This window comes from Caulobacter sp. GW821-FHT10A06 (assembly GCF_059415805.1).
Genome location: NZ_JBWKNY010000003.1, coordinates 539,501 through 554,251 on the forward strand (window position 1 = coordinate 539,501; position 14,751 = coordinate 554,251).

Sequence of the window (14,751 nt, forward strand, 5' to 3'; positions counted from 1 at the left end):
GTGCGGCCTCGATCCAGCTAGCCCCCTCAGTCGCTCCGCGACAGCTCCCCCGTATCACGGGGGAGCATCTATCAGCCCGTAACGGCTTCCGCCGCTGGATCCTCATCCGACTCCCGCCGCATCTGCCGCGCCAGGTTCGAGAGCAGGAAGCTCGGAATATCCCCCACCGGCATCGGCCGGCCGTACAGGAAGCCCTGGAACGTGTCGCACTGCATGTCCGACAGCAGCTTGGCCTGGGCCTGGGTCTCGACGCCTTCGGCGGTGACTTCCAGGTTCAGGGTCTGACCCAAGAGGGCGATGGTGCGCAGGATGTCGGCGATGGCCGTGTTGTCCTGCATCTCGGCCACGAACGAGCGGTCGATCTTGATCTTGTCGAACGGGAACCGCCACAGATAGGCCAGGCTGGAATAGCCGGTGCCAAAGTCGTCCATGGCGATCTTGACGCCCAGGGCCTTCAGGGCGGCCAGCTGTTCCAGGGTCTTGGCGCTGTCGTGCAGCAGCAGGCCCTCGGTGATTTCCAGCTCCAGCCGTTGCGGGGCCAGGCCCGAGTCCTTCAGGGCCGCGCGGACCTGGGCCACCAGATCGCCCGAGGCGAACTGATTGGGCGACAGGTTCACCGCCACGGTCAGGTGCGAGGGCCAGGTCGCGGCCGTGCGACAGGCCTCGTGCAGCACCCATTCGCCGATGGCGCCGATCAGGCCCCATTGCTCGGCGCACTCGATGAAGTCGGCCGGCGGCACCAGGCCCCGGCGCGGATGCTGCCAGCGCAGCAGGGCCTCGAAGCCCGTGGTCTCGTGCTCGACGCTGCCGATCAGCGGCTGGAAGAACAGCTTCAGCTCGTGGTTGGCCAGGGCGTCGCGCAGGTCCAGTTCCAGGGCGCGACGCTCTTGCGCCCAGACGTCCATGGCGGTCTCGAAGAACCGGTAGGCGCCCCGGCCGTCGCCCTTGGCGCGGTAGAGGGCGAGATCCGCGTTCTTCAGCAGGCCGTCCGGGTCATCGGCGTCGAACGGGGCGACGGCGATGCCGACGCTGGCCCCGATCAGCACGTGATGGCCGCGCACGTCGTAGGGATCCGACAGGGTGGCGACGATGGCGCGGGCCAGCTCGCCCAGGGCCTCGTGGCCGGGCGAGGGGGCGATGACGACGGCGAACTCGTCGCCGCCCAGGCGCGAGACCAGACCCAGCTCGCCGACCGTGTCACGCAGGCGGGCCGAGGCCTGGATTAGAAGGTCGTCGCCGATCGGATGGCCCAGGCTGTCATTGACGCCCTTGAAGTGGTCGAGGTCCAGGCAGAGGACGGCGCAGCCGGTCTCGCCACGCTTGCCGTGCTCGGTCCAGGCCTTGCTCAGGGCCTGCAGGAACGACAGGCGGTTGGGCAGGGTGGTCAGCACGTCGTAGTGGGCCAGGCGCGAGATGCGGGCCTGGTCCTCGCGGGCCTGGGTGATGTCGGCGCCCACGCCCCGGAAGCCGGTGAAGACGCCGCTCAGGTCGTGGACAGGTTTCGCGGAGAGCGACCACCAGTGCGTCTGGCCGCCGACGCCGATCGAGACGGTCACGTCGCGGAAGGCCTTCTGGTCGAAGAACAGCGGGGCCAGGGCGGCGATCGGGCCCATCGGACCTTCGGCCGCGCCGCACAGCTCCGACATCGGACGACCCAGCAACTGGCTCTTGTCGACCCCGGCCGCGGCGGCCATGCGGTCGGAGACGTAGGTCATGGCGCCGGCGGCGTCGACTTCCCACAGCCAGTCGCTGGCGCCTTCCTCGAAGTCGGACAGCAGCAGGGACACGACCTGGCGCTGCTGCTCCAGCTCCTCGGCGGCGACCAGGCGGTCGGCGAAGATCTTGGCGTGCGACAGGCACGAGACGCTGACCACCATGTGGCAGAAGATCAGCAGGCCCCCCAGGGCGAACAGGATCGGGTCGTTGCTGGTGGCCAGCACCCACAGCGCGCCGACGACCATCGGGGTCGAATAGGCGATGGCGGCCGCCGGCAGGGTCAGCATGGCGAAGCCGCCGCAGCCGATCATGCCGGCCAGCACCGAGGCGACCAGCATCGGCATGGCGCCGGCGAAGCCTTGTTGCTGCGGCATGGTCAGGATCGGCAGCACGCCCCACAGGCAGCCCAGCACGCCGGCCTGCCAGGTGATGCGGCGCACGCCGCGGGCCGAGACGGTCTGTTTCGTGCTCTTGCGGCGCTGCGAGACGACCCAGCCGCGCAGGCCCAGCAGGCCGTAGCTGATGACCAGGGCGGCCCAGACGGTGAGGACGGCGGTGTGGCGGCTGTTGAGGCCGGCCAGGCCGACCAGCAGGGCGATGACGATATTGGCGCCCATCATCACGGGCGTCATGCGCAGGATGCTCTGCACCTGCTCCATGCGGACGCGGCCGGCCATGGCTTCGGGCACGTGCGGAAGCAGGCGGTCGTGCAGCGCGGACGCGCCGCGATTGATCAGCGTGCTGGCGGCGATGCGCACGACGCGTGCCCTCTGGTTCGACGGAGCGGAAGTCCCCCGCGGAAACCATGGTTCGGCCGGGTAAACCTGCGGTTAAGTTCGCGAATTCGCGGAGTAAATTGAGGCGGGAAATGAGTAGGACGAGGGTATTCGCGTATCCCAATACCGGTGACGTTACGTAATCGGGCTTCGCTCATCGTGTCATCCCGGCCGCAGCGAAGCGGAGAGCCGGGACCCAGGGGTGACCGCAGTGCGCCGGCCCCTGGGTCCCGGATCGGCCCTGCGGGCCGTCCGGGATGACACTGAGGCCAAAGAAAAAGGCCGCCGTCCTTGCGAACGGCGGCCCCAATCTCAGCGGTCGTAAACGACTACTCTTCCTTGACGCGACGCTTGCGGAACGACGGGTTCAGGATCTGCTTGCGCAGACGGATGTTCTTCGGGGTCACCTCGACCAGCTCGTCTTCCTCGATATAGGCGATGGCCTGTTCGAGGGTCATCTTGCGCGGCGGGGTCAGGCGGATCGACTCGTCCTTGCCCGAGGCGCGGACGTTGGTCAGCTGCTTGGCCTTCATCGGGTTGACGTCGAGATCGTCCGAACGGGCGTTCTCGCCGATGATCATGCCCAGATAGGTCTTCTCGCCGGCGCCGACGAACATCACGCCGCGCTCTTCCAGGTTCCACAGCGCGTAGGCCGCGGTTTCACCGTCCGAGTTCGAGATCAGCACGCCCTTGCGCTGTTGGTCGATCGCGCCCTTGTAGGCTTCGTAGTGGCTGAACACGCGGTTCAGCACGCCCGAACCGCGCGTGTCGGTCAGGAACTCGCCCTGATAGCCGATCAGCGAGCGCGACGGGGCGGTCAGCTGGATGCGGGTCTTGCCGGCGCCCGACGGACCCATGTCCTTCAGCTCGGCCTTACGCAGCGACAGCTTCTCGATGACGATGCCCGAGAACTCGTCGTCGACGTCGATCATGACGTCTTCCATCGGCTCCAGGCGCTTGCCGGTTTCCGGGTCGGTCTGGAACACGACGCGGGGACGCGAGATCGAGACCTCGAAGCCTTCGCGGCGCATGTTTTCGATCAGGACGCCCAGCTGCAGTTCGCCGCGGCCCGAGACTTCGTAGGCGTCGCCTTCGCTGGTCTCGGTCACCTTGATGGCGACGTTGCTCTCGGCTTCCTTCAGCAGGCGGTCACGGATGACGCGCGACTGGACCTTGTCGCCTTCGCGGCCAGCCAGCGGGCTGTCATTGACCGAGACGGTCATCGAGATGGTCGGCGGATCGATCGGCTGGGCCGGCAGGGCCTCGGTGACGTCCAGGGCGCACAGGGTGTCGGCCACGGTGGCCTTCGACATGCCGGCGATGGCGACGATGTCACCGGCTTCGGCGCCTTCGTCGATCGGCTGGCGCTTCAGGCCGCGGAAGGCCAGCACCTTGGTGATGCGGCCGCGCTCGATTTCCTTGCCGTTGCGGTCCAGGGCCTTGATGGCCATGCCGGGAACGGCCTTGCCGCTCTCGATGCGGCCGGTCAGCAGGCGGCCCAGGAACGGGTCGCTTTCGATCAGCACGTTCAGGATCTGGAAGGGCTGGTCGACCTTGGCGATCTGCTTGGGTTCCGGCACGTGGCGGACGATCAGGTCGAACAGCGGGGCGAGGTTGTCGCTGGGCACGTTCATGTCCAGCGTCGCCCAGCCCGAACGGCCCGAAGCGTAGATGTGCGGGAAGTCCAGCTGCTCGTCCGTGGCGCCGATGGCGGCGAACAGGTCGAAGGCGGCGTTGTGGACGCGGTCCGGATCGGCGTGGGCGCGGTCGACCTTGTTGATGCAGAGGATCGGGCGCAGGCCCATCTTCAGCGCCTTGGTCAGCACGAACTTGGTCTGCGGCATGACGCCTTCCTCGGCGTCGATCAGCAGGACGCAGCCGTCCACCATGCCCAGGATGCGTTCGACTTCACCGCCGAAGTCGGCGTGGCCGGGGGTGTCGATGATGTTGATGCGGGTCTCGCCCGCCTCACCGTTCCACAGCACGCTGGTGCACTTGGCCAGAATGGTGATGCCGCGCTCACGCTCCTGGTCGTTGGAGTCCATGGCGCGCTCGGTCGTGGCTTCGTTGGCGCGGAAGACGCCCGATTGGGCCAGCAGCTGGTCGACGAGGGTGGTCTTGCCATGATCGACGTGCGCGATGATGGCGATATTTCGCATGGACATGGGGACGGACGGACTTTCGGGAGGAATAGGGATGACGCTCTACGCGTCAGGCGCGCGGCTTTTACGCGACTGCGGCCGATTTATCTAGCCCTGACGCTGTGAAACACTTGTCGCAGGTAACCGGTGTCATGGCCAAAGCCTTGCCGCGCTTGGCTTTGCGCGATGTTTGCTCGAGAGACCGTTTCAAACGCAACAAATTGTGCACTGCAACATGCACAATTTTTAGGCTATTTCAAATAGCGACGTTACGTAATCCTTGTGGCGCAAAGGGTTGCATCAATCCCCTGTCAAAAAATCGACATTGAAGCCCAATTTTCTGCTTGCCTAATTTTGCGCCGCACCCTATAAACAATCCTGTGAGGCGGCGCTGCCGCTTCTGCCCTTCCTGGGCGTTTCCTCCCTAATGAACTGGCCCGGTGGTTTCACCGGGCTTTTTTTTGGCCCCAGTGGCTGTGAAGCCGACCCGGAGGTCGCAAGCGGCCATCGCGCTCACCTCAAACGCGCGTGCGTTTGACAGAAAAGCGCCGATCCCTCCCACTGCTGACGATTGCAGAGCGAACCGGGGGGTAAGCTTTGAAACGACGACGCATAACGTTCGGGGCGGCTCTTCTGATCCTGCTTGGTGTCACGGGTGTGACGCCCGCCCAGCAACGCCTGCCGCCGCTGCAGATCCTGAAATCACCGTCGCCGGAAGTCCTGGCCGGCCTGTTCCCCGCCACCGCCCGGCGGGCCGGCGTCGAGGGCGCGGCCACGCTGGAATGCGTGATCCGCCGCGACGGGACGTTCGGCGAGTGCGTGGTGCGAGGCGAGAATCCCGAAGGCCTGGGCTTTGGCGGCGCGGCCCTGATGGCCATGACCTACTACCAGGTCGACGTCACGGGCCCGAACGCGGTGCAGGTCTCGCGCCGCCTACCGGGAATCACGATTCGCTTCGCGCTGCCGCCAAAGGCCCAGGCCGAGCGCTGATCCGCCGACGCCTGGACGCGCGGGAGCGCCTGTCGCAGGGTGAGGCCCGTTGGCGTGGAGACGGCGGCCCCATGGACTTCATGAAGATCCTCAGATCGCTCGAAGAGCTGGTCTTCGAGGTGATGAGCTGGCTGGTCTTCTATCCGCTGGTGTTCTTCCGGACCCTGTTCGTCCCGCGCCGCATGCTGGACCACGCCCATGCCGAGCTGCGCAAGCGCGAGGAGGACCAGTTCGACGACGCCCTGAGCCCGCCGCTGTTCCTGATGCTGAGTCTGTTGATCTCGCACCTGGTCCGCCTGGGGATCGGGCCCCTGGCGCCGACCCACCTGCCGGAGGCTCCGCTCAAGGCGCTGCACTCGCACGAGAACATCGTGCTGTTCCAGTCGCTGCTGTACGGCGTCTTCCCGCTGCTGTTCGCCCTGGAGCGGACCCTGACGGCCAAGGAGCCGCTGACGCGCAAGACGCTGCGCGGCCACGTCTATCCCGAATGTTTCCCCGCCGCCGTCTACGCCCTGGTCGTGGGCGTCGCGGCGATGGCGGGCTCCGGCTGGCCGGACCTGCGCACGGGCGCGGTCCTGGCGTTTGTCGCCATCTCGGGCTGGTACGTGACGGTCGAGGCCCTCTGGCGGCGCCGCAACGGCTACGGAAGGGCCCACGCCGTCGCCGCGGCGATCGGCTGTTTCCTGGTCGCCTGGACCATCGTCACCGGCGTGGCTCTGCTGCTGAGCGTAGTGGGCGGCAAGCCCGCCTAGAACTTGCGATCGCCGTCCAGCGGCGTGCAGGTCCCGCTGAACTTGGTCAGGCCGTCCAGGTTGATATGGCCGGCGCGGCGGTCGATCGACAGCCTGGGCTTGTTCATGCCGTTCAGCCGGAACTCGCCCCGGATCATGTCGCGCGAGACCACGAGATTGGCGATGTCGTACCAGCCGTCGTCGCTGCCCGAGCGGATCGGCGGCAGCATCGACTTGGCCGGCCGGATACGGCCGCGAGCGCCGTCGATCTCGATGGTGACCGAGGTGTCGTATTCCTTGTTGGTCCAGTCGTAGCCGGACCGGGGCTTGTAGCGCCGCTTGTCGGGATCCCACTCGTAGCCCGAGCGGGTCTCGGCGGTCAGTTTCTGGCCCTCGCCGTAGCAGATCAGGGCGATGTGCTCGCGATAGCCGCCGCCGTCGCGTCCATAGCCGAAGGCGGGCGGCTGGAACCGGTCATCGCCGCCGCCGCCACCGCCGCCACTCCGCCGGCAATCGGGGGCGGGCGTGGTGACGATCGAGTCGTAGCGGCCATTGACCGTGGCGACCGACAGGCAGACGCCGCGCTGCCCGTTCCACCAAGTGGTCCATTTGCGATCGTCGCCGGTCTGGACGCCGACATTGACGTAGCCGCGCGCCAGCAACTGGGTCTCGCCGCCGGCGGCGCGGGCCCCGACCAGATCGCGGACGTCGGACGGGGTGTTCTGGGCCAGGGCAGGGGTCGCGAGAAGGGCGGCGGCGAGCGCCGCCAGGCCAAGGGTCGAGGTCTTCATCAGCACATCTCCCGTTGGTGGATAAGGCTACTTCAGCTCCGTGACATCCAGCCCCGCCAGCGCCCGCGTCAGGGCCTCGGCGTCGGCCGTCAGCTTGATCAGCCCCTCGGTCGGCTCGCGCGTGGTCTCGTTCATATAGAGCGCGCGGTTGATCTCGATCTGCAGGGCGTGGGTGCGTTTGGCCGGCCGGCCGTAGTGTTCGGTGGTGTAGCCGCCGGCATAGGGGGCGTTGCGCACGACGCGGTAGCCCAGGGCCTCCAGCTCGCGTTCGACCAGGCCGGTCAGCTTGGGCGAGCAGGCCGCGCCGAAGCGGTCGCCCAGCACGATGTCGCACGGCCCGCCGCCCTTGGCCCGCTGGCCGCGCGCGGCGGCGGCCGGCATCGAGTGCCAGTCGATCAGGATCGCCACGCCGTGCGCCGCCCGCGCCGCCGCCAGCTGACGGTCCAGGGCGTCGTGATAAGGCCGGTGAGCCAGCTCGACCCGATCCTTGGCCTCGGCGAAGGTCAGCTTGCGGGCATAGATCGGCCGGCCCTCGCCGGCGATGCGCGGGATGGTCCCCAGGCCCGCCGCCACCCGAGCGGTGCGGCCGCGGGCGTATTCGGGCAGCTCGCCCTCGAACATCGCCGGGTCCAGCTCCCACGGCTCGCGATTGAGGTCGACATAGGCGCGGGCGAAGCGGGCGCGGATCAGGCTGGCGCCCAGGGCGGGGGTCCCGGCCACGATGCGGTCGACGAAGGCGTCCTCCGAAGCGCGCAGGGTCTCGACCGGCAGGCGGGCGGCCGAGGTCATGTCTTCGGGATAGACATCGCCCGAGTGGGGCGAGGCGAACACCAGGGCCGTCGGCGGCGGGGCGCCGGCCGGGGCGGCGCGCGTGATCTCGAACGCCGGCCCGCTGAGGGTCTCCAGCGGCGTCGTTACCGATTGATCGGTGGAGAGGGGCCGCCAAGCGCTCATGCCGGCATCATCGAAGGCGGGCGGGCCGGGGTCAAACGCGAATAGTTCGCAAGGCTCGGAATGAGGCGATCCGTCCACAAGCCAGATGTCGCCCGCGACGATTAGGTTCATCCCCGATTTACGATGCGCGCGGTAAGGTGGCCTCTCGACCGACGCACATCTTCCGGACACGTGACCTGATGGCCCGCATCCTCCTCGCCGAAGACGACGATTCCCTCCGTGGTTTCCTGGCCCGGGCGCTGGAGCGCGCCGGCTTCGAAGTCCAGGCCTGCGCCGACGGCGAAGAGGCCGTCCAGCACCTGGAAGCCCCCTGGGACCTGCTGCTGACCGACATCGTCATGCCGGGCATGGACGGCATCGAGGTGGCCCGCCAGGCGGCCGCCCGCGATCCCTCCCTGCGCATCATGTTCATCACCGGCTTCGCCGCCGTCGCCCTGTCGGCGCAGGACCGCGCGCCGGCCGGCGCCAAGGTGCTGTCCAAGCCCGTCCACCTGCGCGACCTGGTCGCCGAGGTGGAAAAAATGATGGCCGCTTAAAAATCTGCCTTAAAAAGTTTTGGGGCGGCTTGCGCACCGGCAAAGCCGCCGCTATACCCCCACACCTTCCCGGCCGGGACGCTTCTCGAAGCGCTTCCGGTTCGCTTCGGCGGACGCGTAGCTCAGCGGGAGAGCACTACGTTGACATCGTAGGGGTCACAGGTTCAATCCCTGTCGCGTCCACCATTCCCTTCCTGAAAATCTGAAGACTTGACGATCCTGGTCAGGCGCCGTGCGCTGCCAGGAACACGTCGATCGCCGCCTTCGCATGGGCCCGCAGATCGGCGGCCGATGGAATGGCGCCGTCGCCCAGCAGCATGGCGTCGTGGGTCGGTTCGCCCATGATCAGCCAGTTGAGGAAGGTCGCGGCCTTGCGCGGATCCTCGACCCTGACCTCGCCCTTCGTCCGATAATGCTCCAGCGTGCGGGTCAGCCGGCCGATCGAGCGGGCGGGTCCGCGCGTGTGCAGGGTGCGACCCAGTTCCGGGAAGCGCGCCACCTCGCCGATGACCAGCCGGCGCAGCCGCATCAGCTCGGGCGTCATCACGTTGGTCAGCAGGCGTTCGGCGTATTCGATCAGGTAGGCCTGAATCGGGCGGTCGTCGAAATCCGTGGTCAGCTGGGCCTGGAACGTGTCGCCGGCCCCGCCGGTCATGCTGTCGACCAGCTCCAGGAACAGCCCCTCCTTGGTGTGGAAGTGGGCATAGACCGTCTGCTTGGAGACGCCGGCCGCTGCGGCGATCTCGTCCATGCTGGTGGGCAGGTAGCCGCTCTTCAGGAACAGACCGCGCGCGGCGTCCAGGATGCAGCCTCGCGTGCGCTGCATCCGCGTTTCCTGGGCTTGGCTCATGCGACCTGATTCCTTCCGGCGAGGAGTCTACACGGTCGCGGCTTGACGCATCAAACTAGACCGTCCAGTCTAGTTTCTCAGGAGGAGCGCCTGATGAACAAAGACTCTCGAACGGCCGCGCGATGCCGGTGCGGCCAGGTCGCCCTGGAGCTGACCGGTCGCCCGATCCTGACGGCGACCTGTCATTGCGACAGCTGCCGGCGGGCCGCGGCGGTGCTGGAGGCGCTGCCGGGCGCCGGGCCGGTCCGTAGCGCGGAGGGCGGGACCGACTACGTCCTGTGCCGCAAGGACCGCGCGCGGCCGACGGCGGGCGCCGAGCGACTGCGGGAATTCCGCCTGGGACCGCAGTCGCCGACGCGCCGCGTGGTGGCGACCTGCTGCGCTTCGCCGATGTTCCTGGAGTTCGAGAACGGCCACTGGCTGAGCGTCTATCGCGACCGCCTGGCGCCGGGGGAGCGCCCGCCGATCCAGATGCGGACCATGACCAAGGACCTGGGCGCGGCGGCGGCCGATCTCGACCCGTCCATCCCGTCCGTCGGCATGGCCGCGCCCGCCTTCATGGGGCGGCTCCTGGGCGCCTGGATCGCCATGGGCTTCAAGGTCCCCAAGACGGACTACGTTCAGGGGACGCTGGATGCCGGTTGATCGCATCGAGATCGAGAACTTCACATCGCCCGGCCGGACCTATCGGGTGGAGCGGGCCAAGTACGAGGCGATGCGCGACGCGCTGCTGAAGGTGCTGCCCGCCGCCGGGGCCGGCATGACCGTGGCCGACGCCAAGACCGCCTTGCTGCCGCTGTTGCCCGACGACCTGTTTCCTGGCGGCGAGAAGGCCGGCTGGTGGCTCAAGGCCGCGCAGCTGGACCTGGAGGCCAAGGGCGTGATCCGACGCGGTCCGGGCAGCCCGGTGCGGCTTTCGCGGGTCTGAAGGCGGGGCTGGCGGCGCCAAACGCCCTCTCCAGCGTTGACCTTCAGCAGACGGCTGGAGGCTCACACATGCTGGACGACTTCATCGATGACCTGATTTCGCGGCTGATGACGGGCGCGGGGCTGATCATGGCGGCGGCGATCGCGGCGGTGACCGGGGCGATGGCGGTGTTCGCATTCCTGGCCCCGCATCTGGGCCGGGCCTGGGCCTATGTGGCGGTGACCGCCCTGGCGGGCGTGACGGTCGCGGTGTGGGCCCTGGCGCACAAGCAGCATCGCGCGCGGCATCGCCGGCCCTCGATCGAGCAGCGGATCGTGGATTTGATCCAGGCCCATCCCAGCGGCGCCTTCGTCGCGGGCTTGGCGGCCGGCGTGGCGGTCAAGGGCAAGCCGTGGGAGGCCCTGGCGATCCTCAAGGCCAGGCCGCCGAAGGCGAAGGCCTAGGGGAGGGCCCTACATAGCGTCCAGGAACGTGCCCGGCCCGTAGATGGCGACCAGGTCGACATTGTGCTGGGCCGTGCTGTCCATGAGGTCGAGATAGAAGTTCTCGACCGCGCGGGCATAGGCGCCGACATGGGCCTTCTGGCCCTCGGCGATCAGGTAGCCGACCATGCCGGCCTTCATGGCCAGGTCGCGGTCGAAACCGCTCATGCGCTCGGCGGCCAGGGCGCTGAAATAGCTCTGCGTGGCCACGACGCTGTCGATGGCGGCGGCGACGTTGACGCCGGCGGCCTGGGCGTAGGCCTTGCCGATCACGGTGTCGTAGGCCTTGTCGACCGCCTGCCGGAAGGTGAGGCCCTGATAGGCGCTGGCGAAGGCCGCCTTGCCCTCGCCGACCAGGCCCAGATTGGCGGCGAAGTTGATGTAGCGGTTCTCGGTGTTCATCCCCGCATAGATGCCGCCCGCGTCGTTCAGGTCGCTGGCGTTGTCGGGCGAGTTGACCAGGTACTTCAGGCCGGCCTGGCCCGGGCTCTTGCCGCTGAAGAACTGATAGGCCGTCAGGGCCACCGAGGTGTTGGCCAGGACGAAGGGCTCGATCAGCCGGACATAGTCTCGCCCGGGCGGCGGCCACGTGCCGCTCGGCACGGTGGACATCGCCGCGGCGTCGCCCGGTCGGACGGCATCCAGCAGCGTCAGGTTCTTGTAGGCATAGGTCGGGTTGCCGTACGCGACGCTGAAGCCCTTCTGGTCGTTGTCGACGAGGGTGAGGGTGATGGTGGCCGGGTTCAGCGGGTTGGAGGCGTAGCCCGAGGCGGACGCCGAGATGGCCACCTGCCCCCGCGTGTCCAGATACCCTTCGTCCTCGATGGCGATGACGGCCTGACCCTTGGTCTGACCGGGCTGCAGGGTCACGAAGACCGACCTGCCCGCCGAATTGTTGTCGCTGAGCCGTGTGGGGCTGACGTAGACTTGGACGGTTTCCGTGGACGGCGCCGAGAGGGTCACGTCCACCGTCACCGTGCCGCCCTCCATGACGCTGGTCGCCGCGGTCGATATCGAGACCGAGGCCGGGTAGGGGACGACGCCGGTCTTCATGCCGCCCAGCTGGGCGGTGGTGAACTGGCTGGCGTCGCGACCCAGGATGTAGCCGAAGGTCCGCCACTCGCCGTTGGCGCCCTTGATCTGCAGCATCGCGTCGGCGCCCAGCTGCATGAAGCGCGCATAGCCGGAAGCGAAGGGGTCGGGGCCGGCTGGAAGGCTCAGATATTCGAAGTGGGGCAGGACATCGAGCACGTCGTCGGCCGAGAAGTCGGCGATCCTGAAGGGGAGGCGGCCGGAGTCGTCGGTCAGCTTGAAGATGTCCGCGCCCGCATCGCCATAGACGGTGCCGCCGTAGAACAGCCGGAAGGTGTCGTTGCCCGCGCCGCCGTGAAGGATCGTGGGGCCGTTCGAGATGTCCTTGACCAGGAACAGGTCGTCGCCGTCCCCAGCATCGACCCGCAGCTTCCCGACGCCGAAAGAGGCGCTGATCGCGAACCGGTCGTTGCCCGCGCCGGCGAAGACCTCGTCGTCCTGGTTGGCCGAGAGTAAGAAGTCGTCGTTGCCGGGCGTTCCGTTGATGACGGCCAAGGCGGGCTCCTGTCGCTCTGCGTGCGGGCTATAACCCTCAGGTAGAGCGACAAGGTTGCCATTTCTTGACCGTGGCGGACCTCAGACCAGATTATATTCCGGCTTGGCGTAGGTCCCGAGCAGGTCGACGCCGTAGACATTGTGGCTGGCCTGGTCGGCGAACAGGGCGTCGGCGGACTTGGCGTAGACGCCCAGGTCAGCCTTGGCGGCCTCGGCCATCAGCCAGCCGACCATGGCCGCCTTGGTGCCCTGGCCGTTCAGGCCGTCCTGGCCGTAATAGGCGAAGTACTGGGCGCGGGTCATGGTCTGGCCGCTGAAATTGAAGGTCGCGTCCAGCAGCTCGTGAACCTTGGCGGCGGTCGGGGTCGCGCCGAAGATCCGGGCATAGGCGGCGCTGGTGGTGTCCTCCAGCGAGGCCCCGCCGAAGGTGGCGGCGAAGCTGGCCGCGCCCTCGCCGACCTTGCCCAGGTTGACCGCGAAATTGATGTAGCGGTTCTCGAGATTGAACGACTGGTAGTAGGCGCTGTTGAGGTTGGCGGTGTTCGCGCCATCGGGATTGACCAGATAGTCCATGCCCGCCGCGGTCGGCGTCTTGCCGGTGAAGAACTGGTACGAGAGGACCGCCACCTCGGCGGTCGAGATCGCCGCCTTGGTCACCTGGGCGATGGCGTCCGTATAGCTGGCCCCGCCGGCCATGGCCGCGGCGATGGTCTTGATCGTGGCGTCGCCCGTGACCGAGAAGGGGGCGATGCGCAGCACGTTGGTGATCACCGTGGCCACGCGGCTGTCGACGATCGAGACCGTGCGGTCCGAGAAGGCCAGGCTCTCGATGTTGATGACGCTGTCGGTGCCTTCGCCCAGGCCGCCATTGTCCTTGATCTGCCAGCCGCCGTCGGCCTTGGCGCTGATGGCGTAGCTGCCGAACTTGCCGCCGTAGACGGCCGTGTCGACGCCCAGGCCGCCGTCGATGATGTCGTTGCCCTGGCCGCCGGTGATGCGGTTGGCCACGGCGTTGCCGTTGATGGTGTCGGCCGCCGAGCCGCCGATGGCGTTCTCGATCGTCGCGCCCATGGCGATGGTGACGTTGCCGGTCAGGCCGCCGACGCTGGAGAAATAGCCCGAGCGCAGGTCGATGGTCTGGGCGACCTTGTAGCCGGAGAAGTCGAAGGTGTCGGTGCCGCCGGCGTCCCAGGCGGCGAAGATCAGCTTGGGCGAGGCCAGGGCGCTGAACCAGTCGCGGCCGGCGGTCGAGTTGAAGCCATAGACCGTGTCGCCGGTGCGGGTGCTCATATTGGCGCCATAGGCCAGCTGGGCGGCGGCGATGTCGTCCAGCAGCGGCGAGGAGGCGTAGGCCCCGCTGAACGAGCCGCCCGTATTGCTCTCGCTGAAATAGGACATCACCGTGTACTGGCGGCTGTCCTCGTAATAGCCGGCGTCGGCGGCGTAGGTCAGGGCCTTGCTGCTGTCGGCGTCGTAGTCGGCCGGATGGCCCAGGCCGATGGCGTGGCCGATCTCGTGCACCAGCACCATGCCGCCATAGTTCGAGCCGGTCGGGATGGAATTGTAGCTCAGGCTGGAATTGATCCAGACATCGCCGTCCTCGCTGAAGGTCGCGGGGTTACCCGGAATATAGGCGAACGCCGCCGCGCCGGTCTGGCCGCTGTTGTAGTTGCCGAACAGGATCGTGGCGTTGTTGCTGTAGGCCGCGTCGCCGCTGCCCGTGCCGACGCGGGTGAAGATGACGTTGGCGACGTCGGACCAGGCGGTCAGGGCCTTTTCGGTCTGGGCGATCTGGGCGCCCGAGAACTGGGTGAAGGTCGCCGTGTCGGTGGGCATCTTGGTGGGCGCGGTCGCGCGGAAGGCGTAGCTGACCGTCGCGGCCTTCTGCAGGGCCGGACCCCAGCCCGGCTCGCCACGGATCAGCTGCGAGGCGGCCTGGTCGACCGTCAGGCTGGTCTTGCCGGCCACGATGCCGACCCGGGTGTCGGCGTTGACGAAGGCGTTCGGCTGCCCGCCGCCGGTGATCGCCTCCGCCGTTCCCGAAAATTCGTCCGCCGCCAGAGGGAAGGGTTCAACACTCACGACCGTACTCCACGCGCCACTTCAGACGAGTATGGTGAATCCTGATTTCTCCTGCAATCTCGGCTATTTGCGACAAACGCGCACAGCTTCCAGCCAAGCTTTCCGGCCAAGCTAAGCGCTGCCGGAGCATGGCGCCCTCCGCCACAATTTTCACATTCTGGGCGCCGGTGTGGCTCATTCGACACAC

12 protein-coding genes, 1 tRNA gene and 2 pseudogenes are annotated in these 14,751 nt (G+C 67.6%); 8 read left to right on the plus strand and 7 right to left on the minus strand.

Features of this window, described 5'->3' with window-relative positions; genetic code table 11:
• Positions 1-71: 71 nt before the first annotated feature.
• Positions 72-2,474, minus strand: a complete 2,403-nt coding sequence (locus AC07NF_RS10280) for a putative bifunctional diguanylate cyclase/phosphodiesterase (RefSeq protein WP_494631894.1) — start codon at positions 2,472-2,474, stop codon at positions 72-74.
• Between the two features lie 160 nt (positions 2,475-2,634).
• Here AC07NF_RS10280 and AC07NF_RS10285 point away from each other — a divergent pair.
• Positions 2,635-2,757 (plus strand): annotated as a pseudogene (locus AC07NF_RS10285) (hypothetical protein); the annotation flags it as partial.
• Positions 2,758-2,821: 64 nt separating this feature from the next.
• Here the strand turns inward: AC07NF_RS10285 and typA are convergent.
• On the minus strand, positions 2,822-4,657 hold the full coding sequence (typA, locus tag AC07NF_RS10290; RefSeq protein ID WP_492814362.1) for a translational GTPase TypA: 1,836 nt from the start codon (positions 4,655-4,657) through the stop codon (positions 2,822-2,824).
• A gap of 651 nt (positions 4,658-5,308) precedes the next feature.
• On the opposite strand from typA, the pseudogene AC07NF_RS10295 reads away from it, so the two are divergent.
• Both AC07NF_RS10295 and AC07NF_RS10300 read left to right on the plus strand, forming a co-directional pair.
• Positions 5,309-5,623, plus strand: a pseudogene (locus AC07NF_RS10295) (energy transducer TonB); the annotation flags it as partial.
• A 71-nt stretch (positions 5,624-5,694) separates the two neighbouring features.
• On the plus strand, positions 5,695-6,375 hold the full coding sequence (locus AC07NF_RS10300; protein WP_494631893.1) for a hypothetical protein: 681 nt from the start codon (positions 5,695-5,697) through the stop codon (positions 6,373-6,375).
• On the opposite strand, the gene AC07NF_RS10305 is transcribed toward AC07NF_RS10300, so the two are convergent.
• Together AC07NF_RS10305 and AC07NF_RS10310 are read right to left on the minus strand one after the other, a co-directional pair.
• Positions 6,372-7,145 carry a hypothetical protein gene (locus AC07NF_RS10305; RefSeq protein WP_494631891.1) on the minus strand — a complete coding sequence of 258 codons (774 nt, stop codon included), beginning with the start codon at positions 7,143-7,145 and terminating at the stop codon, positions 6,372-6,374. The genes AC07NF_RS10300 and AC07NF_RS10305 overlap by 4 nt on opposite strands.
• 27 nt (positions 7,146-7,172) lie before the next feature.
• Positions 7,173-8,099, minus strand: a complete 927-nt coding sequence (locus AC07NF_RS10310) for an N-formylglutamate amidohydrolase (RefSeq protein ID WP_494631890.1) — start codon at positions 8,097-8,099, stop codon at positions 7,173-7,175.
• Positions 8,100-8,278: 179 nt separating this feature from the next.
• Here AC07NF_RS10310 and cpdR point away from each other — a divergent pair, with 179 nt between their 5' ends.
• Positions 8,279-8,635: a cell cycle two-component system response regulator CpdR gene (gene cpdR / locus AC07NF_RS10315; RefSeq protein WP_291871818.1), complete on the plus strand. Its 357-nt coding sequence runs from the start codon at positions 8,279-8,281 to the stop codon at positions 8,633-8,635.
• 111 nt (positions 8,636-8,746) lie between these two features.
• A tRNA-Val gene (locus AC07NF_RS10320) sits at positions 8,747-8,821 on the plus strand.
• Positions 8,822-8,858: 37 nt separating this feature from the next.
• Here the strand turns inward: AC07NF_RS10320 and AC07NF_RS10325 are convergent.
• Positions 8,859-9,485 carry a TetR/AcrR family transcriptional regulator gene (locus AC07NF_RS10325; RefSeq protein WP_494631887.1) on the minus strand — a complete coding sequence of 209 codons (627 nt, stop codon included), beginning with the start codon at positions 9,483-9,485 and terminating at the stop codon, positions 8,859-8,861.
• A gap of 93 nt (positions 9,486-9,578) precedes the next feature.
• Between AC07NF_RS10325 and AC07NF_RS10330 the strand changes: the two genes are divergently transcribed.
• The 3 genes from AC07NF_RS10330 to AC07NF_RS10340 all read left to right on the plus strand — a co-directional run bounded on the left by AC07NF_RS10330 (position 9,579) and on the right by AC07NF_RS10340 (position 10,856).
• Positions 9,579-10,130, plus strand: a complete 552-nt coding sequence (locus tag AC07NF_RS10330) for a GFA family protein (protein ID WP_494631886.1) — start codon at positions 9,579-9,581, stop codon at positions 10,128-10,130.
• Positions 10,120-10,413, plus strand: a complete 294-nt coding sequence (locus AC07NF_RS10335; protein ID WP_494631884.1) for a DUF6958 family protein — start codon at positions 10,120-10,122, stop codon at positions 10,411-10,413. Before AC07NF_RS10330 ends, AC07NF_RS10335 begins: the two co-directional genes overlap by 11 nt.
• A 68-nt stretch (positions 10,414-10,481) precedes the next feature.
• Entirely contained in the window at positions 10,482-10,856 is a 375-nt protein-coding gene (locus AC07NF_RS10340) for a hypothetical protein (protein ID WP_492814375.1), read from the plus strand.
• A gap of 9 nt (positions 10,857-10,865) precedes the next feature.
• On the opposite strand, the gene AC07NF_RS10345 is transcribed toward AC07NF_RS10340, so the two are convergent.
• Both AC07NF_RS10345 and sapA read right to left on the minus strand, forming a co-directional pair.
• Positions 10,866-12,482, minus strand: a complete 1,617-nt coding sequence (locus tag AC07NF_RS10345) for a hypothetical protein (protein ID WP_494631881.1) — start codon at positions 12,480-12,482, stop codon at positions 10,866-10,868.
• An 81-nt stretch (positions 12,483-12,563) separates the two neighbouring features.
• Entirely contained in the window at positions 12,564-14,564 is a 2,001-nt protein-coding gene (gene sapA / locus AC07NF_RS10350) for a protease SapA (RefSeq protein ID WP_494631880.1), read from the minus strand.
• Positions 14,565-14,751 lie beyond the last annotated feature (187 nt).